The sequence below is a fragment of the Bittarella massiliensis (ex Durand et al. 2017) genome (genome assembly GCF_009876955.1).
GTDB classification, from domain to species: domain Bacteria; phylum Bacillota; class Clostridia; order Oscillospirales; family Ruminococcaceae; genus Bittarella; species Bittarella massiliensis.
In genome coordinates, this window is sequence record NZ_WWVY01000008.1 from 71,107 (window position 1) to 92,047 (window position 20,941).

16 protein-coding genes and 1 tRNA gene are annotated in these 20,941 nt (G+C 63.4%); 8 read left to right on the top strand and 9 right to left on the bottom strand.

All coding sequences use genetic code 11. The features are described 5' to 3' along the window. Nucleotides 1–8: 8 nt before the first annotated feature. From cas1c to thrS, 9 genes are all read right to left on the bottom strand, one after another. On the bottom strand, nucleotides 9–1,040 hold the full coding sequence (cas1c, locus tag GT748_RS09950) for a type I-C CRISPR-associated endonuclease Cas1c (protein ID WP_044992745.1): 1,032 nt from the start codon (nucleotides 1,038–1,040) through the stop codon (nucleotides 9–11). Then, entirely contained in the window at nucleotides 1,037–1,702 is a 666-nt protein-coding gene (cas4, locus tag GT748_RS09955; protein ID WP_021659787.1) for a CRISPR-associated protein Cas4, read from the bottom strand. Before cas4 ends, cas1c begins: the two co-directional genes overlap by 4 nt. Further along, a complete protein-coding gene (gene cas7c / locus GT748_RS09960; RefSeq protein WP_161213532.1) occupies nucleotides 1,692–2,537 on the bottom strand; it encodes a type I-C CRISPR-associated protein Cas7/Csd2 in 846 nt (281 codons plus the stop codon). Before cas7c ends, cas4 begins: the two co-directional genes overlap by 11 nt. Before the next feature lie 18 nt (nucleotides 2,538–2,555). Then, nucleotides 2,556–4,529 carry a type I-C CRISPR-associated protein Cas8c/Csd1 gene (gene cas8c, locus GT748_RS09965; protein ID WP_021659785.1) on the bottom strand — a complete coding sequence of 658 codons (1,974 nt, stop codon included), beginning with the start codon at nucleotides 4,527–4,529 and terminating at the stop codon, nucleotides 2,556–2,558. Between the two features lie 5 nt (nucleotides 4,530–4,534). Beyond that, nucleotides 4,535–5,254 carry a type I-C CRISPR-associated protein Cas5c gene (gene cas5c / locus GT748_RS09970; protein ID WP_021659784.1) on the bottom strand — a complete coding sequence of 240 codons (720 nt, stop codon included), beginning with the start codon at nucleotides 5,252–5,254 and terminating at the stop codon, nucleotides 4,535–4,537. A 28-nt stretch (nucleotides 5,255–5,282) separates the two neighbouring features. Then, the gene (gene cas3 / locus GT748_RS09975) at nucleotides 5,283–7,739 is read right to left on the bottom strand and encodes a CRISPR-associated helicase Cas3' (protein WP_161213531.1); all 2,457 of its coding nucleotides are present in this window, start codon (nucleotides 7,737–7,739) and stop codon (nucleotides 5,283–5,285) included. Nucleotides 7,740–7,894: 155 nt separating this feature from the next. Next, nucleotides 7,895–8,170 carry a hypothetical protein gene (locus GT748_RS09980; RefSeq protein WP_021659781.1) on the bottom strand — a complete coding sequence of 92 codons (276 nt, stop codon included), beginning with the start codon at nucleotides 8,168–8,170 and terminating at the stop codon, nucleotides 7,895–7,897. Between the two features lie 490 nt (nucleotides 8,171–8,660). After that, a tRNA-Lys gene (locus tag GT748_RS09985) sits at nucleotides 8,661–8,736 on the bottom strand. 314 nt (nucleotides 8,737–9,050) lie between these two features. Next, nucleotides 9,051–10,958 carry a threonine--tRNA ligase gene (gene thrS, locus GT748_RS09990; RefSeq protein WP_161213530.1) on the bottom strand — a complete coding sequence of 636 codons (1,908 nt, stop codon included), beginning with the start codon at nucleotides 10,956–10,958 and terminating at the stop codon, nucleotides 9,051–9,053. Nucleotides 10,959–11,576: 618 nt separating this feature from the next. Here thrS and rny point away from each other — a divergent pair. The 8 genes from rny to GT748_RS10030 all read left to right on the top strand — a co-directional run bounded on the left by rny (nucleotide 11,577) and on the right by GT748_RS10030 (nucleotide 20,917). Beyond that, the gene (rny, locus tag GT748_RS09995; protein ID WP_021661332.1) at nucleotides 11,577–13,133 is read left to right on the top strand and encodes a ribonuclease Y; all 1,557 of its coding nucleotides are present in this window, start codon (nucleotides 11,577–11,579) and stop codon (nucleotides 13,131–13,133) included. A gap of 156 nt (nucleotides 13,134–13,289) precedes the next feature. Further along, a complete protein-coding gene (locus GT748_RS10000) occupies nucleotides 13,290–14,045 on the top strand; it encodes a TIGR00282 family metallophosphoesterase (protein WP_021661333.1) in 756 nt (251 codons plus the stop codon). An 89-nt stretch (nucleotides 14,046–14,134) separates the two neighbouring features. Continuing rightward, nucleotides 14,135–14,395 carry a stage V sporulation protein S gene (locus tag GT748_RS10005; protein ID WP_021661334.1) on the top strand — a complete coding sequence of 87 codons (261 nt, stop codon included), beginning with the start codon at nucleotides 14,135–14,137 and terminating at the stop codon, nucleotides 14,393–14,395. Between the two features lie 321 nt (nucleotides 14,396–14,716). Further along, nucleotides 14,717–15,070: an Asp23/Gls24 family envelope stress response protein gene (locus tag GT748_RS10010; protein WP_161213529.1), complete on the top strand. Its 354-nt coding sequence runs from the start codon at nucleotides 14,717–14,719 to the stop codon at nucleotides 15,068–15,070. Nucleotides 15,071–15,084: 14 nt separating this feature from the next. Further along, nucleotides 15,085–16,776, top strand: coding sequence for a DAK2 domain-containing protein (locus tag GT748_RS10015; protein WP_021661338.1), 1,692 nt, complete (start codon nucleotides 15,085–15,087; stop codon nucleotides 16,774–16,776). Between the two features lie 100 nt (nucleotides 16,777–16,876). Continuing rightward, nucleotides 16,877–18,919, top strand: a complete 2,043-nt coding sequence (gene recG, locus GT748_RS10020) for an ATP-dependent DNA helicase RecG (RefSeq protein ID WP_368034098.1) — start codon at nucleotides 16,877–16,879, stop codon at nucleotides 18,917–18,919. Nucleotides 18,920–18,956: 37 nt separating this feature from the next. Then, a complete protein-coding gene (locus tag GT748_RS10025; RefSeq protein ID WP_021661340.1) occupies nucleotides 18,957–20,240 on the top strand; it encodes an amidohydrolase family protein in 1,284 nt (427 codons plus the stop codon). Between the two features lie 35 nt (nucleotides 20,241–20,275). Continuing rightward, the gene (locus GT748_RS10030; RefSeq protein WP_044993496.1) at nucleotides 20,276–20,917 is read left to right on the top strand and encodes a class I SAM-dependent methyltransferase; all 642 of its coding nucleotides are present in this window, start codon (nucleotides 20,276–20,278) and stop codon (nucleotides 20,915–20,917) included. The last annotated feature ends 24 nt before the right edge of the window (nucleotides 20,918–20,941 follow it).

Below are 20,941 nucleotides of genomic sequence, written 5' to 3' on the forward strand. Positions count from 1 at the left end.
TCTCCCCCTCACTTCCACAAAAAGGGTGGATAGCCATCCAAATCTCCCCGCAAAAATCGGGCGAGCAACAGGGATTGGGCATAGGGAACCAAACCCCACTCCAGCTTCTCCCCCAAAAAGGAGTGGGTGATCATCTCCTGTTTCTTTTTTTGCCAGGCGGCGAGGACCGTCTTTCGCGTGTCGTCGTCCATCAGGACCGCCCCGTTTTCCTTGCGGGCAAACCCCTTTTCCCCCACCTGCCGGTTGTTGACGAGGGTCAAAACAAAGCGGTCCGCCAAAATGGGGCGCAACTCCTCCATCAAATCCAGTGCCAGGGAGAGGCGTCCCGGCCGGTCGCGGTGCAAAAAGCCCACATAGGGGTCAAGTCCCGCCATCTGCAGGGCGGCGGCGACATCGTGGGAGAGTAGGGTGTAGACAAAGGAGAGCAGCGCGTTAAAGGGGTCGGTGGGTGGGCGGCGGCTCCTTTCTCTGAAAAAGAAGGTCTCTTTTTGCTGCAAGATCAGCTGGTCCAGCGCCGAGAAATACCGTCTGGCCGCCTCCCCTTCGATGCCCCGCAGAGCGTCCAGATTGCCGGCTGTCTGCAGCTGTTTCAGTCGCTCGGCTATTTCCTGTGAGGCGGCACGGATCTCCTCGGCGTCGAGGCGGAGGGCGTGGTCGCGGAGGGCCCTCTCCAGCACCCAGCGGCTGTTGTAGAGCTTTCCCGTCAAGATGGCGCGGGCGATATCGGCGCTGGCCACCTCACTGTCGGAGGCCCGGTACTGGGTCTTGCGCAGCACGACATTGCCCCGCTCCGCCCCCTCCACCCGCGCCAAAAAGCGGCCGTGGGCGGTGAGAAAGGTGAGGGCGATCCCCCGTTGGGCGCAGGCCCCCATCAGGGCTGGGCTGGCCCCGGTGTAGCCAAAGGCCACCACCCCTTCCAAGTTGTGCAGGGGCACCCGCCCCACCTGCGTCTTTCCCTTGGAGACGACGACATTTTCGCCCTCCAGCGCCAGATAGGCGTCGGGAGAGGTCACATAGAGGGTATTTTGTAGGATCCTCATGGGCATTCCTCCAGCCGTTCGCGGATGTATTCGGCTGCCGACGGCTCTTTGCAGAGGCGGGGCAGACAGATGTTTTTGAGGGAACAGGCATTGCAGCCCTTGCTCCATCTCCCCTTGGGGGTGTGCTGACGGCGGGCCAGGTCGTGCATCTCTGTCAACAGCCCTTCCACCCGCTGGCGAAGGGTGTCATTTAGCTCAACTGTGTGGCGGCGGGCCGTCTCGCCGTAGTAGAGATAGGCTTTGGGAATGGCCGGACAGGCCAGCATTTCCTCCAGACAGATGGCCTGGGCGCAGAGCTGCAGCTCGTCGGCCTCCCCCTCCTTGGGGCGGCCTCGCTTGTACTCCACCGGCACCGGCAGCCAAAGCCCCTCCCTGCCAAAGAGGGAGACGCCGCCGGGGCCGCGGTGAAATTCCACCACGTCGCAGTTTCCCGATATCCCCAGCCGCCGGGAGGAGACCGCCATCCCCCGGGAGATCAGCAGGTCCCCCCGCTTCTCGGCCCCAAAGGGGTCGTGCGCCTTTTCGTGGAGGATCTCCCCCTCGACGGTGCGCAGGTTCTCGGCCCACTGCATCTCGATATAGGCCAGCGCCCACTGGCGGCGGCAGAAGGCGAAGTGCTGCAGGCCGGAGAGCTGGAGGTACTCCTCCTCCCTATATTCCATCGCAGATCTCGGGCTCCAAGTCGGCGAGCGGGTCCAGGGTCACCACATAGTCGGCAAAGGAGTGAGGGATGTCGACCCCTTCCTTTTTCTGCACGTGGAGGCTGTGGTGCACCTTGGCCGAGGAGTGCTGCCCGCACTTGCAGCCGTGCTCCCACCAGTAGAGTTTGCAGACTTCCATGCTGCCGTCGGGGCGGGCCGAAGAGGCGTCGTTTTCAAAGAGGGTGCGAAGGGCCTCTTTGATCTTGTCCGCGTCCTCCCGGCTGAAGCCGGTCTTCTCCGCCAGCTGGCAGTTGATGCTGCCGTAGAATACATAGAGGCCAAATGGCACCCGGTGCTTCATCCCCATGGTGTCCGAGGACTTTTTGCTCTCGGTGACGCTGTTGACGCTCTTGGTGATCTGAATGCTCACCAGGTCCACCGGGTCGATGCTGATGGCCGGATGCACCGAAACCGGGCCCCGCACCCCCACCGATACATCCTCGCCTTTAAAGGCGAAGACCTGACCAAAGCTGCGGACGTCGGTCCAGGCCTCGCAGGCCGCCTTGGCATAGGCGTCTTTGTCCTTGGCGGCCTTCTGCACCGCCTCGCAGCCCTTGGCGCGGTCCTGCAAGCTCTTGTACCCGTCGTTCCGGCGGTCGTCGGACTGGACAAAAACGGGCTCTCCCATATCCATCAGCCGGTTGCGGATCTTCCGCTTGATGCAGACGTCGGAAATTTCCCCGTGGCCGTCGTAGTTGATGCGGGGGCGATTGCCGTTGAGGGGGTCGCCGTTGGGGTTGGCGTTGGTCACCGAAAGGATCACCGCAAAGTCGATTTTGTTGTTCAGAGCGCTCATCTCAAATATCCTCCTCTTTTACTGTTTGTCTTCCGACTGGCTCTCGGCGGGCGATTTTTCCTCGCTTTTGCCGCTCTTCTTGCTGGTCTGGATAAAGTGGTTCATCTGGCTGCTGTATCCCAGCAGATAGGTCTCGTCCAGCGGCTCGTCGTTGAAGTCGCCCTCTTCAAACATGTCGATGATTTGAAAGATGCCCTTTTCGTATTCAAAGGTCTGCCCCTTGTAGCGCAGCAGATAGGGTTTGAGCTGGCCGTCGATGATCTTCCAGGTGCGCCGGGGATGCGAGGCAAAGGCCTGCTGTAGCCGCTCGGCGTTGGTGGCGCGCTTTTCCTCCATCAAAAAGAGGGCGCGGCTCTCGATCTGGCGGGCGTAGGCCAGCAGCCGACCAAAGAGATAGCTGCGGTCGGTCTTTTGGGTGTCCAGTGCCATGGTCCATTCCTCCTTGTATTCACCGGTCGTATTCCAACCGTTTATCCGGTCGTTTTTCAGCTTGCGAATGAGGGCGCAGGCGATGCTGAGGGTCTTTCCGGCCTCCCACCCCTCCATCGCGATGGGATTGGACGCTCTGCGGGCGGCGCAGTGCACCAGGTCGGACGGCAGCTGGGCGCCCTCGATGATGCAGGGGAGCAGCCGCTCCAGCGCACTCTTTCTCAACTTGTCGTCCACATTGCGCCCGTAGGCTGTCTCGACAATGTCGATTGGGGAGGGAGCGCCGACAAAGGTCGCCGGCTCGTACTTGGGCTTCCCCTTCTTGTCCAATTCTCCCGTTGGGCGGCTGCGGTAGCGGTGCAGCCAGGTGCAACTGGTGTGCCACCGCCGGATGCGCTCCAGAAAGTCCTCCGCTGGCATCTCCCGGTAGTAAAAGACGGAGAGGCGGCCGGGGGTGGCCGAATCGAGGCCCAAGATCATGGCGTTCTCCCCCCCGTCCGGCACCCCGCTGTACCCGGCCAGGGCGCGGTTAAGCTGCGCGGCCCACCAATCGCCCGTATCCGCCCGGCGAGAAGGCGACTCAGGCACCTCGCCCGCAATGTCCATGCTGTCTGCACAGACCGAGGGCAATTTGCCGCCGCTGTCCCGCCAGGTGAGCACCACCTGGTCGCCGTTTTTGTAGCCCTGGCGAGAAATCAGCCAGCGCAGGGCGCTGTGGGCCTTTTCGGTGGTCTCCCGACCCAAGGAGAAGGCCTCTCGGGCGTCCCGAAAGCGACCGCGGTAGGTAAAGCCCGACGCGTCGTTGCTGGACACCAGTTTGGCCCCGTCGCCGGGGTTGCGGATCTTTTTGGGGCTCATCACCGAGACCGGCATCTCCCGGCCGGCGACAAAGCAGATGTCCCGCTCCTGCGGGGCGCGGTTTTGCCAGTCGATATAGCACTGCCGGACCGCCGCGCTGGCCCAGAGGCGGCTGTCGGGCGAAAAACTGCCGTCGGCGGGGAGAACGGTGAAGCGGACAAAGGCGTCCATCTGCTTGCCGCCGGTGCAGGCCCGGAAGATGGGGGGCAGCTCCTCCTTGGCGCCGCCCCACTTTTGCAGAAGATGGGCCTGCTCGTCCAGCCAGAGAATGCCGTCGGCCGCCAAATCGGCAATCAGCCGCCCCTTCTTTAAGTACTGCCGGACCGCCACGACAAAGGGGTGGCAGGCCGGGTCTTCGCACCAGCGGTCCAGCTGTTCCATATAGAGCTCGTACCCGCTCTTCTTCCCCGGCACACAGGCGGCAAAATCGCCCGCCAGGTACTGCAATTTGTCAAAGAGGGGGTGGGGTTCCAACCCGCTGGTGCGCCCGGCAGAGGACTCGGTGCAGGGGATGATGGTGGTCTGCTCCCCCTTCCCCTCGATGACCGATGAGCGGCCGGGGCAGATGTTCCCCTCGGTGTCGAGCACCAGCTCGATCTGCGCCAGCTGGGTGGTGTGATAGGCCGGGAGCAGGGGGACCCGCCCCGCCTGCACCACCCCCACCTGGTCGGCACAGCGGTCATAGGTCTCGCAGAGCTTTTGCATCCAGCTCACAGGCCCACCTCCTCTGCCAGGCAATCGCTGAGGGAGAGATTTTCCCCCGGAACAAAGGCTTTGGCTGAGCGCTCCCCCACCGGGTGAACCAGGGTGCACTCCTCTGGCCGGCAGAAGGCGATGACCCCCCGCTCCATCTTGGGCAGCCAGAGGCGGGTCTCCATCTGGGTGCGGCCCGTCTCGTCCGGGTAGTTGAAGCCGTGAAACATCACTCCAAAGGCCAGTTCCGGGCAGTCGTCATAGGCGCCTGGCCCCTCGCCGAAGGTGCAGGGCTCGACATAGCCCTGGCACTCCCGCGCGCCCAGGAAGATGTCCCGCCGGCCGCCCCGCTCCACCATCCGCTTGGCAATGGCGTAGTGCTTGTTCTCGTTTCTGTCGCAGGCCAGTTCGGGGCGGTGCTCGTTCCACTCAAAGTGGGCCTGCACCTGGTAGGCCACGTCGGTGAGATAGGTGTAGATGGACAGCTCGTTTTCATCGCTCTGGTACTTGATGGGGCGCACCCCCTTGGACTGGGTGCGGATGGGGTTGAGCACCCGCACTCGGTCGACGACCCAAGTAAACGTCGGCTTCCAGTAAATGGATTCCGCTATCCCCTTGAGGGCCTGGTAGGTGGGGACCTGATAGCTACACTTTTCGCCGCCCACCCGGGTCACCGGGTCACTGAAGAGGGCGTTCCGCCCGTAGACCAGAAAATCGATTCGGTTCTCCCGTTCCATTCTCTCCCGCCTTTCTGTGTAGTTTTGTTTAAAAATTCAGTAAAGAGAGCTCGCCGGGCTCTTTTTGCAGGCCCAGCTCGCTGTCGTAAAAGCGCTCATCCAGCGTCCAGACACCGGCCTCGGGCCGGTACTCCAGGGCCTGTTTCTCCGTCAACAGGTTCTTTTCGTAGTCGGAGATGTGCACCAGGTAGCGCTGGGCTTCCCTCAACTTGGCGGGCAACTGCCGGATGTCAGGACAGTTTGCAAACCAGTCGATCAGTTCCTTTGCCCCGCCATAGGGCACCAGCACGTCGATACCGCCCCGATCCTCGATGGCCTCAAAGAGGCGGCCCGCTGTATGGTAGGCGTGGTGGGCGGGGACGGTGATGCCCTCGCCCTCGCGCCTGTCCTTCCAAACTTCCTCCCCCGCCCGGTTGGCGGAGAGCAGATCAAAGAGCTCCACGTCGAAGGGGCAGTCGCTCTTTTTGGCGGAGACCGGGTAGTTGAGCTGCCCGTCCTGCCGGGCATAGTACTCCCGATAGTAGGCGTGGATGGTGGCGGGCGCCAGGTAGGTCCCCCCGTCCGCCTCTCCCCTGGCGATCTTTCTCGCCACCTGCTCGAGGATCGGGATACAGGCCTCCTGTGCGCGCCGGATGTCCGGCAGGGGGCCCAGTCTCTCCGCCCCGTATTTGACGATAAAGACCTTGCCGCGCCCGCCCTTGCCGTGGCGGTTGCAGCGGCCCGCCGCCTGGGCGATGCTGTCAAGGCCTGCCAGAGAGCGAAAGACGCAGTCAAAGGAGATGTCCACCCCCGCCTCGATGAGCTGGGTGCTGACACAGATGACTTTTTGGGGGCGCTCCAACTTTTCCTTTTTCGACAGCTGCTCGCACAGCACATCCAGCTTGTCCTGTCGGTGTTGGGAACAGAGCCAGTTGCTCAACAGGTAGTCGCTCCGCCCCTCCCCCTCCTCGCGCCGCCGGCACAGCGCTTCGTAGAGCGCCTGCGCCGCCGCCTTGGTATTGACCACCGCCAAGATGCTGTCGGCCTCTTCCAGCTGCTGCTCCAGCCGCTGGGCCAAGGTGTCGGCGGTGTGTTCCTGCCGGGTTTCGTCGATGACGTCGACCCGGCGGAATTGCTCGAAAATCTCCTCCACCCCCTCCACCATCTGGGCGTTGGGGCCGAGGAGAAGGGGGATTTCCCGGTCGTCCAGATTGGGCTGGGTGGCGGTGCAGAGGACCACCGAACAGCCGCAGACCCCCGCCAGATAATCCAGGGTGCCGTTGAGGAGGTGGAGGCATTTGATGGGGATGGACTGCACCTCGTCGAGGAGGATGACCGAACCGGCCAGCTGGTGAAACCGGCGGACCGAGGCGGATTTCCCGCTGAAGAGGGTGTTGAGGAACTGGACGGCCGAGGTGAGGATCATCGGCGCGTTCCAGCGCTCGGTGAGGAGTTGGTGGCGCGCGCGGCCGTCGTCCTCACCCACCTCTTTGCCCTCCGGCACCACCGCATCGCCATGGTGTTCCAGCAGGGCGTCTCCCGCCTTCAGTGTTTTGCCCAGCACGCCGGCGTTTTGGGTGAGGATGGACTTGTAGGGGGCGATGTAGAATATCCGCCGCATCTTCCAGCGGCGGGCGCAGGCCAGGGCGTAACGCACCGAGCTGAGGGTCTTCCCCCCGCCGGTGGGGACATAGAGCCGATAGATGCCCGGGACCCGCTGGGCAAAGGCCAGACAGGCGTCCGCAATCTCCCCCCGCGCAATCTCGATGGCATTTCTGTCGGGCATCCGGGCAAAATCCTGCATCTGCTTTTCCAGATTGTCGACCATCTGCTCCCACAGGGGGGCAACATCCACTTCCGGGGAGGGGGGTAGGCCCGCTTCAAAGAGATAGGCGTCGTAGCGGTCGGCATCGACAAGGGCGCTCTCCAGAAAGCGCTGTGTCATCCCGAACAAAAAGGCGTAGAGCGCGTTGGCTGAAGCGCCCGCCTTTTTGGCGATGTCCACCAGCACTTTTTTGTGCAGCTGCCACTCCCCCCTGGCCTGCGCAAAGAGGCGGTCCCACTCGCCCTTTTCCAGGCAGTCGGAGAAAAAGCGGGCAAACACTTCGTCCCAGTCCGGGGGCTTGCGGGGGGCGAGCCTGTTGCGCAGCGGCAAATCCCCATTTAAATCCAGGCAGTCGGGGAGACCGCTGTGGTGGCCGCAGATGGCGGCCACCATCAATTCGGACAGCAGCCCGTCCACCCCGGTCATGGGGTTGCAGTGCTCGACCCACCTGCCGCCGGCGGCGCTGTGGTTGACGGTGCCCCGCAGGGCGGGGAGGGCTTTGCGGATATAGTCCTGAAATTCCCGGCTGTACTTCCCCATGTCGTGGAGCAAACCCACCAGGTAGAAGGTGATGGGGAGACCAATGTCGAGACCCACCGTGCGGCAGCTCTCGGCCACCGCGGAAAGGTGCGCTTTGAGGGGTTGCTCCCTCTCGTCCCCAGTTTTGTGGGCAATATACACTGCGCCACCACCTTTTCACTATATTTATTTAAATAATACGCTTTTTGATTGGACAAATCAACCAATTCGCGACATTTTTTGACATTTGAACATTCGACGAAATCCGACAATTTTGGGGGAAAGAAATGGCCCGGAGATACCCGAGCCATTTCTGCCTATGATTTTGCCAGGTAAAAAAGCATGTCCCCCACCTGTGGGTCGGGGGAGGAGACCACATACCGCCTGCCGTAGGGCTCGATGGCGGGCTGCAAGTCCTCAAAGGGGTAGAAGTCCAATTGAATGGACTCCGGCTGCTGCAGCAAGAAATTGCAGACGTACTCCACCAGGTAGTAGCCGTCCCAACCGCTGCCGACGATGTGGAGGGATTCGATGTCTTGGGGCCGACGAGAATTCTCATGCCCCGGGTTCATATGCAGCTTGTCTGCATACATAAGCGATGCCTTCCTTCTTATAGTTTATTTGAAGACAGAGATCGCCTGCCCTCCTTTCTCCCCCGGGTTCCTTGACATCGCCGTATTTTGTGCGGTAAACTTAAAATGCAGTTTTAGGTTTGCCGTATTTTGACGGTGCCAATTGCTTTTGGAATAGCCTGCAGTGGTCAAGACTGTGGGCTATTCTTTTCATAGCGACTTTGGAGCTATCTCAACTGCCCTCGCCACTCATTGTATTTGCCCACGCACGTTTTGTCAATATGTTTTATTTTGTTTTTACTGAAATCAAATTAGCTTTGCACTTCAAAAAATTTTCTCTTGCACCCCATTGCCTTCGTATTGTATACTGTCTATGTTCATATCGTAGATATGCGGATTGAAAGAGTAAGAACAATATTTCCTGTAGCAAATTTTATTAGGAAAAAATGGGAGGTGAGAACACCTCCCATTTTTCTCGACAAAAAACTCCCCTGTAAGAACAGGGGAGTTCTGGTGAACCACCGGGGATTCGAACCCCGGACCCTTTGATTAAAAGTCAAATGCTCTGCCAACTGAGCTAGTGGTTCATATTCTGAAAAATGCGCCCGTAAAGCGCTTATTTATAATAGCACCTGCCCCCTGCAAAGTCAACACTTTTTTGCCAAATTTCCGGAAATCTGCGGGGCGGCTGGTCGGCCCCGCGCACCCTCTGCGCCGCTTTGAAGGGGACGTCTCTCCCCCCGCCGGCCGCGCTCCCCACTATCCTGCCCCACCGCGCAAAAAATATACCGATTTTTTGCCGGGCCGCCGGGGCGCAAAAAGCGAGCGGCGGCCACAAGTGGCCGCCGCTCTCCCATCGCCGTGCAGGCGTTTTCTTATATTTTATACAGGGCAGGTCCGGTCAGTCGCGCTCTTTGGTGGCGATCTTCGCCCTCACCATGTCGGTGAAGGCCTCCACCGACATGGCGCCCAGGTCGCCCTCGCTGCGGGAGCGGACCGAGACGTTGCCCTCGGACTGCTCCTTCTCGCCCACCACCAGCATGTAGGGGATCTTCTGCAACTGGGCCTCGCGGATCTTGTAGCCCATCTTCTCGGCGCGGTAGTCCCCCTCGACCCGGATACCCTGGCTGTCCAGCTGCTGCTGCAACTGCTGGGCGTAGTCGTGGAACTTCTCGCTGATGGGGACGATCTTCACCTGCACCGGGGCCAGCCAGGTGGGGAAGGCGCCGGCAAAGTGCTCGATGAGGATGCCGATGAACCGCTCGATGCTGCCAAAGACCACCCGGTGGATCATCACGGGACGGTGCTTTTGGCCGTCCTCGCCGGTGTACTCCAGCTCAAAGCGCTCGGGCATCTGCATGTCCAGCTGAATGGTGCCGCACTGCCAGGTGCGGCCGATGGCGTCCACCAGGTGGAAGTCCAGTTTGGGCCCGTAGAAGGCACCGTCGCCCTCGTTGATGGTGTACTCCCGGCCCAGCTCCTCCATGGCCTCCTTCAGGCCGTTGGTGGCGCGCTCCCAGTCCTCGTCGCTGCCCATGTGGTCCTCGGGCATGGTGGAGAGCTCGATCTTATAGGGGAAGCCGAAGAGGCTGTACACCTCGTCGATGAGGCGGATGACCCCTTTGATCTCGTCCTTGATCTGCTCGGAGGTCATGAAGATGTGGGCGTCGTCCTGGGTGAAGCAGCGCACCCGCATCAGCCCGTGAAGGGCGCCGGAGAGCTCGTGCCGGTGCACCAGACCCAGCTCGCCCACCCGCATGGGCAGGTCGCGGTAGGAGTGGGGCTGGGTCTTGTAGACCAGCATCCCGCCGGGGCAGTTCATCGGCTTGATGGCGAAGTCCTGCTCGTCGATGACGGTGGTGTACATGTTGTCCTTGTAGTGGCCCCAGTGGCCGCTGCGCTCCCACAGGGTGCGGCTGAGGATGATGGGGGTGCTGATCTCCTGGTAGCCGGCCTTGTGGTGGATCTCCCGCCAGTAGTCGATGAGGGTGTTTTTGAGCACCATCCCCTTGGGCAGGAAGAAGGGGAAGCCGGGGCCCTCATCCAGCAGGGTGAAGAGCTCCAACTCCTTGCCCAGCTTGCGGTGGTCCCGCTTTTTGGCCTCTTCCAGCAGGGCCAGGTGCTCTTCCAGCAAGCTGGCCTTGGGGAAGGCGGTGCCGTAGACGCGGCAGAGCATGGCCTTGTCCGAATCGCCCCGCCAGTAGGCGCCGGTGGCGCTGGTGAGCTTGACGGCTTTGACCTTGGAGGTGTCCAGCAGGTGGGGCCCGGCGCAGAGGTCGGTGAAGTCCCCCTGTTTAAAGAAGGAGATCTTCTCCCCCTTGCCGGCGTGCTCCTCGATCAGCTCCAGCTTGTAGGGCTGGTCGGCCATCAGCTCCTTGGCCTCAGCGGGGTCCAGCTCGAAGCGCTCCAGGGGCAGGGCCTCCTTGGCGATCTTCTTCATCTCGGCCTCGATCTTCTCCAGGTCCTCGGTGGTGAAGGGCTTCTCCACGTCGAAATCGTAGTAGAAACCGCCGTCGATGGCCGGGCCGATGGCGAATTTCACCCCGGGGAAGAGGTGCTGCACCGCCTGGGCCAGGACGTGGGAGGCGGTGTGCCAGAAAACCCGCTTGCCCGCCGCGTCTTCAAAGGTCAGTATCTCCAGGGAACAGTCCTTCTCCAGCGGCTGGCGCAGGTCGGCCACCTCGCCGTCCACCAGGCCGCCCACCGCGTTGCGGTAAAGGCCCATGGAGATCTGCTTGGCCACCTCCGCCACGGTAGAGCCCTGCTCCTCCTGCAGCGACGAGCCGTCTTTCAGTTTGACATCGATCATTGTTGTCTCCTCCTCACTGTGCGCCCGAAGGGGCGCTGTGTGCACAAGTTGCCGCGTCTGTGCGGCGGGGTCCAGAGGGGCTGGCGGCGGGAAGGCCGCGCCCTGCGCCCGGCCCGTCGGCCGCGGCGCAATAAAAAAACTTCACCCCTCGCATCTTCCAAGGGGTGAAGTCACACTCTCGCAAACTCCACGGTTCCACCCAAATTGCGCCCGGCAAGGGGCGCCACTCGTGCCAGGGGATAACGGCCCTGAGCCGGCAGGGATTGGCTGCACTCCGAGGTGGTACGCGGCCCCGCCCCACCCCGCGCCGCTTTCAGCCGGCGGCGGCGCTCTCTTTTGGGGGGAAGGTGGGCGCGCATGTCCTCATCTACGCTTTTTCTATTTTCATACTAGCACAGCTTTTCCCCCCTGTCAATCGCCATCTGAGCGCCTGGCAGGCCGCTTTTCGGCGAAAAAAAGCACGCCTATTGGAGGGGACTTCCGCCCCCTGCGCCCGTCTTTGCGCCTTGACAGCAACTTGTTCCTAATATAAAATAAGAACAGTGTCCTTTTTGTTCTAACTGCTAAAAAATACATGCTGAAAAGCAAAAAATTCAAAGAAAAGGAGGGATTTTCTCTATGCCATTTACGCCTGTAACCATTGCAATCATCGCCGTTTCAGCGGTGATTTTGGCAGTCGTCGCCTTTGCCGGCGGCTTTGCCTACCGCAAGAAAGTGGCCGAATCCAAAATCGGCGCAGCCGAGACCGAAGCGACCAGAATTGTAAATGACGCCGTGAAAGAGGCGCAGGCCCGCAAGAAAGAGAGCCTGCTGGAAGCCAAAGACGAGATCCTCAAACTGAAGACCGAAACCGACCGGGAACTGAAAGACCGCCGGGCGGACATCTCCCGCCAGGAGAAACGGGTCATTCAAAAAGAGGAGTCCCTGGACAAAAAAATCGCCGGGGTGGAGCAGAAGAGCGACCGGCTGGAGAAGAAGCTCAAGGACGCCGAGGACCGCCTGGCCGAGGCCGAGGCCATCAAGGCCAGCCAGTTTGAGACCCTGGAGAAGATCTCCGGCCTGACCGCTGAGCAGGCCAAGGCCCAGCTGCTGGAAAAGCTGGACGAGGAACTGACCCACGAGAAGGCCCTGAAGATCAACGCCTACGAGGCCCACCTGAAAGAGGAGCAGGACGAGATGACCCGCAACCTGCTGGGCCTCTCCATCGCCCGCTGCGCCGCCGACCACGCCTCGGAGGCCACCGTCTCGGTGGTGCCCCTGCCCAACGACGAGATGAAGGGGCGGATCATCGGCCGCGAGGGCCGCAACATCCGCGCGCTGGAGACCCTGACCGGGGTCGACCTGATCATCGACGACACCCCCGAGGCCATCACCCTCTCGAGCTTTGACCCGGTGCGCCGGGAGGTGGCACGGGTGGCCCTGGAGCGGCTGATCCAGGACGGCCGGATCCACCCCTCCCGCATCGAGGAGATGGTGAACAAGGCCAAAAACGAGGTGGAGAACACCATCAAACAGGAGGGGCACCGCGCCGTGATGGAACTGGGTATCCACGGCATCAACCCCGAACTGGTCAAGTTGCTGGGCCGGCTGCGCTACCGCACCAGCTACGGCCAAAACGTCCTCAACCACTCGATGGAGGTCGCCCAGCTCTCGGGCCTTCTGGCCGGTGAACTGGGGGTGGACGTGGACATGGCCAAGCGGGCCGGGCTGCTGCACGACATCGGCAAGGCCCTGGACCACGAGGTCGAGGGCTCCCACATCAAGATCGGGGTGGACGTGGCCAAGCGCTACCGGGAGAACCCCCAGATCATCCACGCCATCGAGGCCCACCACGGCGACGTGGAGGCCCAGACCGTTCTCGCCTGCATCGTCAAGGCGGCCGACGCCATCAGCGCCGCCCGCCCGGGCGCCCGCCGGGAGAACGTGGAGAACTACATCAAGCGGCTGCAGCGGCTGGAAGAGCTGACCAACTCCTTCGACGGGGTCGAGAAGTCCTTTGCCATCCAGGCCGGCCGCGAGGTGCGGATCATGGTCAAGCCCGAGGTCATCAAGGACGACGAGATGACCGTGCTGGCCCACGACATCGTCAAGAAGATCGAGTCCGACCTGGACTACCCCGGCCAAATCAAGGTGCACATCATCCGCGAGAGCCGGGCCATCGACTTCGCCAAGTAAGGCCGCACCCTTTTTCTGTACACAGAGCGCCCCGCGCCGGAGAAATCCCGGCGCAGGGCGCTTTTTTCGCCGCTTTTGTGCTATAATACCAGACAGGATCGGCCGCCCGGCCCCGGAGATGGGGCGGGCGGGCTTTTGAGAAGGGAGCGGAGAGATGTGAACATCCTCTTTATCGGGGACGTGGTGGGGCCAGCCGGCTGCCGCCACCTGCAGCGGGTGCTGCCCGACCTGCGGCGGCAGTACGGGGCCCAGCTGTGCATCTGCAACGGGGAGAACTCGGCCGAGGGGAACGGCCTCAGCTACGACAGCGCCCAGATGCTCCTGCAGGCCGGGGCCGACGTGATCACCACCGGCAACCACCTCTTTAAAAAGAGGGAGGCCCTCTCCCTCCTCGAGGAGATGCCCCACGTGGTGCGCCCCCTCAACTACACCCGGGCGCCGGGCTGCGGCTGGTACCTCTTTGACAGCATCCGCGGGCAGGTCTGCGTGGTCTCCCTGATGGGGACGGTCTTTATGGACGGCCTCCCCAGCCCCTTTGAGACGATGGACGAATTTCTCAAAGACCCGCCCTGCGAGACGGTGGTGGTGGACTTTCACGCCGAGGCCACCAGCGAGAAGCGGGCCATGGGGTTTTACCTGGACGGGCGGGTGGCCGCCGTGCTGGGCACCCACACCCACGTGCAGACCGCCGACGCCCAGATCCTGCCCGGCGGCACCGCCTACATCACCGACGCGGGGATGACCGGGCCTGCCGACTCGGTACTGGGGGTGAAAAAGGAAATCATTCTGGAGCGGTTCCTCACCCACCTGCCGAACCGGTTCGAGATCGCCTCCGGCCCCTGCACCCTCTGCGGGGTCGCCTTGGAACTGGAGGGCAAAAGAGCGAAAAATATCACCTCTTTTTGTGTATAACAACCATATATTTCCTTTGCTATTGTAAAAATATAGTCAATGTGTTACACTCTCTTTATCAGGAGTTCACCTTGTAAGGAGGGTGTTACATGGAAGTGTTAAAGGTGTCGTCCAAGTCCGCGCCCAACTCTGTGGCGGGCGCAATCGCAGCAGTGGTCAAAGAAAGCGGTGCGGCTGAACTCCAGGCGGTGGGCGCTGGCGCGATCAACCAGGCCCTCAAGGCGGTGGCCGTTGCCCGGGGCTACATGGCGCCGTCGGGGGTCAACCTGATCTGTATCCCCGCCTTTACCACCATCGCCATTGACGGGGAAGAAAAGACCGGTATCAAGCTCATTGTAGAGCCCCGCTGAATCGGGGTTCCAGGTCGGGTGGGGCGGTCCGACGCCCCGCCGTCAGCCAGCGCCGCTCGCGGGCGCTGGCTGTCTTTTTGTACCGCCCCGGGCGATAAGGGGCCCCATTTTGGCATAAACTGATAGGGGGGCGGACACCCCGGCCGCCCCCCAGTTTACAAAACGGCATTTATTCTCTATAATAGAGGTACCATTTTTCCGCATTTCTCCCCGCCCCCGCTGGGCGCCGGGCGAGAGGTGCCTGTTTTGATTGCTTTCAGGCGGGCGCGGGGGCAGCGCTCCCCCGCCCCGCCAGACGAATGGAAAAGGGAGTGACTTGGTTTGTTGAAATTAGAAAACCACCTGGGCACGACAACGATCACCACCGAATACTTTGCCGGTCTCATCGGCAACGTGGTCTCTAGCTGCTACGGCGTGGTGGGGATCTCCGCCTCGACCCCGATGCAGGGGATGTTGCGCCGGGTGTCCGGCCGCTCCACTCCCGCGCAGGGGGTCAAGATCAAGGCGATCGGCGACAAGCTGGTCGTGGACATTCACATCAAGGTCCTCTACGGAATCAACGTTTCCGCCATTGTGAAAAGCATCATGAACAAAGTCCGGTACGCCGTCTCCCAGGCCGTGGGTCTGCAGGTGGCAAAGATCAACGTCTTTGTTGACGACATGACGGCCGAATAAAGGGGAGTATTTGGATGATAACAGGACAACTGCTGCGCGACAGCATCATCTCCGGCGCCAACAACATTCAAAACCAGCGGTTGGCGGTGGATGAGTTAAACGTCTTTCCGGTGCCCGACGGGGACACCGGCACCAACATGTCCATGACCATCGGCAACGGGGCCAAAGAGCTGGCCGTGCTGCCGGACAGCTGCACCGTGGCCGAGGCCGCCAAGACCGCCGCCTCGGCCCTGCTGCGGGGGGCTCGGGGCAATTCGGGGGTCATCCTGTCCCTGATCTTCCGCGGCTTTTCCAAGGGACTCAAGGGGCTGGAGACCGCCTCCCCCGCCGACCTGGCCCGCGCCCTGCAAGAGGGGGTGGCCGGGGCCTACAAGGCGGTGATGAAGCCCACAGAGGGCACCATCCTCACGGTGGCCCGGGTGTCGGCCGAGCGGGCGGTGGAGTACGCCCCCCACGCCGAGAGCGCCGCCGATCTGTGGGCGCTGGTCTGCCAGGTGGCCGAGGAGACCCTGGCCGAGACCCCCGAACTGCTGCCGGTGCTGAAAAAGGCCGGGGTGGTGGACGCCGGCGGACGCGGGCTGCTGGTCATCTTCCAGGGGATGCTGCAGGTGCTGCAGGGCGGCCCGGTGGTGGAGGGCGAAAACCGCCCCGCCGAAAAGGCCAAAAAGGCCGCCGGCACCAAAGAGGTGGCCGGCGAGTTCGACATGTCCATGACCGAGCTCTACTGCACCGAGTTCATCATCAACCGGGGCGAGGACCGGCAGGATCCCCTGAAGCTGCGGGCCTTTTTGGAGGCCATGGGCAACAGCGTGGTCTTTGTGGACGACGAGGACATCATCAAGGTGCACGTGCACACCGGGGACCCGGGCGCCGCCTTGAGCGAGGCGGTCAAGTGGGGCTACCTGACCAACCTGAAAATCGAGAACATGCTCGAGCAGTACAAGGCCCGGCTGGCCGAGGGGGCCAACCCCGAGGAGGAAGTCCCCCCCACCTTTGCCGCCGACGAAGACGAGGACCGCTTTGATTACCAGCCGGTGGACCCGGACTGCGAGTACGGCTTTGTGGCAGTGGCCGCCGGCAGCGGCATCAAGACCCTCTTTTTGGATTTGGGGGTCAACGCGGTGGTCAGCGGGGGGCAGACCATGAACCCCTCCACCGAGGACATCCTCAAGGCCATCCACTCGGTGCCGGCCAAAACGGTGTTCGTGCTGCCCAACAACAAAAATATCATCATGTCCGCCGAACAGACCCTGGTCCTGGCCGACCGCCGGGTGGTGGTGCTGCAGACCCGCACCATCCCCCAGGGGCTCTCGGCCATGCTGAGTTTTGACCCCTCCGCCTCGGTGCGGGAGAACTCGGTGAACATGACCAAGGCCATCGACCACGTGGGCACCGGGCAGATCACCTATGCCGCCCGCAACTCCGACTACGACGGCCACAAAATCAAAGAGGGGCAGATGCTGGCCCTGTTGGGGGGCAAGCTCTCCTTCACCGAGAGCGACCTGCAGAAGGCGGTGGTCAAGCTGGTGCGCCAGCTCATCAAAAAGGACACCTCCTTCATCACCCTCATCACCGGGCAGGACGTCCCCACCGCCGAAAGCGAGCAGATCGAAAACGCCGTGCGCGCCCGCCTCCCCGAAGGGGTGGAGATGGCGGTGGTCTACGGCGGCCAGCCGGTCTATTACTACATCATTTCCGCCGAATAGAGAGCTGTTCGGCCCTTGGCGCGGCAGTGGCGGCGCAGCCGGTTGCAGCCGGCCGCCGCCCCTGCCGCCCTTTTATTTTCCCGCGAGAGGAGGAAGCGCCGTGGACGGACAGCGGGACCTGTTTTCCATCGACATACAGTACGTCAAAGGGGTGGGGCCGAAGCGGGCCGAGCTGTTTTCCAAGCTGGGCATCGACTCGGTGGGCGCCCTGCTGCAGTTTTACCCCCGGGCCTACATCGACCTGCAGCAGACGCTCCCCCTCTCACAAGCGCCCTTTGACGCCCCCTGCGCGGTGCTGGGGCGGGTGGTGCGCAAACTCCCCCCCGCCCGGCTGGGCGGGGGCAAGACCCTCTACAAGCTGCTGGCCACCGACTTCACCCAGGACTTTGCCGTCGTCTTCTGGCAAAACCGCTTCCCCTACGAGTCCCTCAAGGAGGGGCAGGACTACCTCTTCTACGGCAAATTCGGCGGCACCCTGACCCAGCGGGAGATCAACTCCCCCCTCTTTTTGCCCGAGGGGGAGCGGCGGGACCTGCTGCCGGTCTACCCCCTGACCAAGGGGCTGACCTCCAAGGCGGTGGCCACGGCGGTGGAAAACGCCCTCGCGGCCTACGGGGAGGAGATCCCCGACCCCCTGCCCGCCCCGGTGCAGGCCGAATACCAGCTCTGCCGGGCGGGGTACGCGGTGAAGAACATCCACCGCCCCGAGACCGCCCAGGCCGCCCAGACCGCCCGCCGCCGGCTGATTTTCGAGGAGCTGCTGGTGTTGCAGTTGGGGCTGGGCAGCCTCAAAAAAAAGGGGCGGGAGCACACCGACTTGCAGATCCCCGCCGCCGACCTGGGGCCCTTTTTGCAGGCCCTCCCCTACTCCCTCACCGGGGCGCAGCTGCGCTGCATCGGCGAGATCGGGGGGGACATGGCGGGGGCGGTGCCCATGAACCGGCTGCTGCAGGGTGACGTGGGCTCAGGCAAGACGGTGGTGGCCGCCGCCGCCGTCTACCGGGCCGCCCAGGCCGGGGTGCAGAGTGCCCTGATGGCCCCCACCGAGATCCTCGCCGCCCAGCACCACCGCACCCTGGAGGAGCTACTTCGCCCCCTGGGGCTGACCGTCGCCCTCCTCACCGGGTCGATGAAGGCCGCCGAGAAGCGGGCGGTGCTGGCCGGGCTGCAAGACGGCAGCACCGACTTGGTGGTGGGCACCCACGCCCTGCTGGGGGAGGCGGTCTCCTTTGCCGAGCTGGGGCTGGTCATCACCGACGAGCAGCACCGCTTTGGGGTCAACCAGCGGGGCGCCTTGGGGGACAAGGGCCGCGCCCCCCACGTGCTGGTGATGAGCGCCACCCCCATCCCCCGCACCCTGGCGCTGATCATCTACGGCGACCTGGACATCTCGGTGCTGGACGAAAAGCCCGCCGGGCGGCGGGAGATCGAGACCTTTGCCGTGGGCTACGGCCGCTACCAGCGGGCCCTGAACTTCGCCGAGAAGCAGATCGCCGCCGGCCACCAGGTCTACGTGGTCTGCCCCCTCATCGAGGAGGGGGAGAGCGAACTGGAGAGCGTGAGCGCGGTGCGCGACCAGATGGCCGCCTACCTCCCCCACCGCCGCATCGGCCTGCTGCACGGGAAGATGAAGGCCCGGGAGAAGGAGGCGGTGATGGCCGCCTTCTCGGCCGGAGAGCTGGACGCCCTCTGCTCCACCACGGTGGTGGAGGTGGGGGTGGACGTGCCCAATGCCAACCTGATGATGATCCACAACGCCGACCGGTTCGGCCTCTCGGCCCTGCACCAGCTGCGGGGCCGGGTGGGGCGCTCGGACTGCCAGAGCTACTGTATCCTCCTCTCCAAGAGCGGGGGGGAGGGGGCCCGCAAGCGGCTGCAGGCCATGTGCGAGAGCTCCGACGGCTTCGCCCTGGCCAACCTGGATCTGGAGATGCGGGGCCCCGGCGACTTTTTCGGGGCGGCCCAGCACGGCCTGCCCCAGCTCAAGATCGCCGACCTGCTCACCGACCGCACCACCCTGGCCGAGACCTCGGCCGTGGCCCGCCAACTGCTGGACGAGGACGCCACCCTCCGCCGCTGGCCCCTGCTGCGCCAGGCGGTGGGGCGGCTCTTCTCCTCCATCTCCGAAAACGGATTCAACTGACCGCCGCCGCGGCCCCACAAGAAAGGAAAGACCCGCCATGTCCACCCTCTTTCAAAACGCCACCCTCATCGACGAACAAGGGCGCCTCTCCCCCCACACCGACTTGCTGGTGGAGGGGGGACTCATCGCCCGCATCGGCCCCCACCTGCCGGTCGAAGGGGCCCGGGTGATCGACTGCACCGGGCAGTTTTTGACCCCCGGGCTCTGCAACCTCCACGCCCACACCCCCATGAACATCTTCAAGGGGATCGCCGAGGACGTGAACATCGACGACTGGTTCAACCGGGAGCTCTGGCCCTACGAGTCCAAGATCACCGACGAGGACATCTACTGGGGCTCCAAGCTGGCCATCGCCGAGATGGCCCAGAACGGGGTCACCGCCTTTGCCGACCACTACTTCGGCGGGGCGATGATCGCCCAGGCCGCCCGGGAGTGCGGGCTGCGGGCGGACATCGCCTACACCGCCTTCGGCTTTGGGGGGGACGCCGCCGCCGAGATACAGGCCACCGAGGACCTGATGGACGCCTGCGCCGGCGATCCCCTGGTGCAGGTGCGCTTCGGCCCCCACTCCCCCTACATGTGCACCCCGGAGGTGCTCACCGCCCTCGTCGAGCGGGCCCGGGCCCGGGGGGTGGGCATCCACCTGCACGTCTCCGAGACCGCCGCCCAGGTGGCCGAGAGCCGGGAAAAGTACGGCCGCACCCCCTTTGCGGTGGTGGCCGACTGCGGGGGCTTCACCCTGCCCTGTATCGTCGCCCACGCCCTCTACATCGAGGAGGGCGACCTCCCCCTGCTGGGGGAGGACACCTTTGTCGCCGCCTGCCCCAAGACCTATCTCAAGCTGGGGATGGGCGAGGGCGGGCTCTGGCGGCACTGGAAAAACCTCCGCCTGGCCACCGGCACCGACGGGGCGGCCAGTTCGGCCACCGTCAATCCGCTGGAACAGGCCCGTCTCTTCGCCCTGCTGGGCAAGTGGCGGGACCAGGCCGAGGACTTCGCCCTGAAAGACATCTGGCGGCTCCTCTTTGCCGGGCACCAGGCCCTGGGCTTTCACAGCGGCCGGTTAAAGGAGGGCTGGGCCGCCGACCTGAACGTCTGGTCGCTGGACGACCCCGCCACCGCCCCCCTCTACGATCCCCTGGCCGCCATCCTATACAGCGCTGACCCGGCGCGGGCCATCCGCCACACCCTGGTCGGCGGCCGCTTTGTCAAGGAGGACGGCCGCCTCACTTTCGACGTGGAGGAGATCTTGCGGGAGTCCGCCCGCTGCGCCGCCGCCATCGGAAGGCGGGGCAAAGGGGAGAGCAAACTCTTCTTTTGACACCCATCCCGACTTATTTTAAGGAGGAAACCGAGATGCCCGTCACCCCTGTGGACGACCGACAGACCGACTACCTGGCCCTGGTGCGCCAGGGCTATGACAACTGCGCCGCCGACTACTGCGCCGCCCGCAGCGGGGACCGGGAGCCGGCGCTGGACTGGCTGCTGCCCCTTCTGGCCCCCGAGGACCGGGCCCTGGACATCGGTTGCGGGGGCGGGGTGCCGGTGACCCGCGCCCTCTGCCAACGCTGCCGGGAGGTGGTGGGGGTCGACCTCTCCCCCGCCCAACTGGCCATCGCCCGCAGGCAGGTGCCGGAGGCTCGACTCCTCTGCGGCGACTTTCTGGAGCTGGCCATCGAGGGACCCTTTGCGGCGATCACCTGTTTTTACACCCTCTTTCACACCCGGCGGGACCTCCACCCCGCCTTTCTGCGCAAGGTGAAGGAGCTGCTGGCCCCGGGCGGCTACTTTCTCTTCTCCGCCGCCCGGGAGGACGAGCCCTCCTACACCGAGCCCGACTTCTTCGGCACCACCATGTACTGGAGCAACTTCGCCGCCGCCACCTACCGGGAACTGCTGGAGGAGATGGGCTTCTCGGTGCTTCGGAGCGAAGAGGTGCTCTGGGGCGCGGGGGAGCGCCACCCCTTTTTGCTGGCAAGAAAGGATAGCGACCGCTGAATCTCGCCCCTTCCCTCTCTTTTT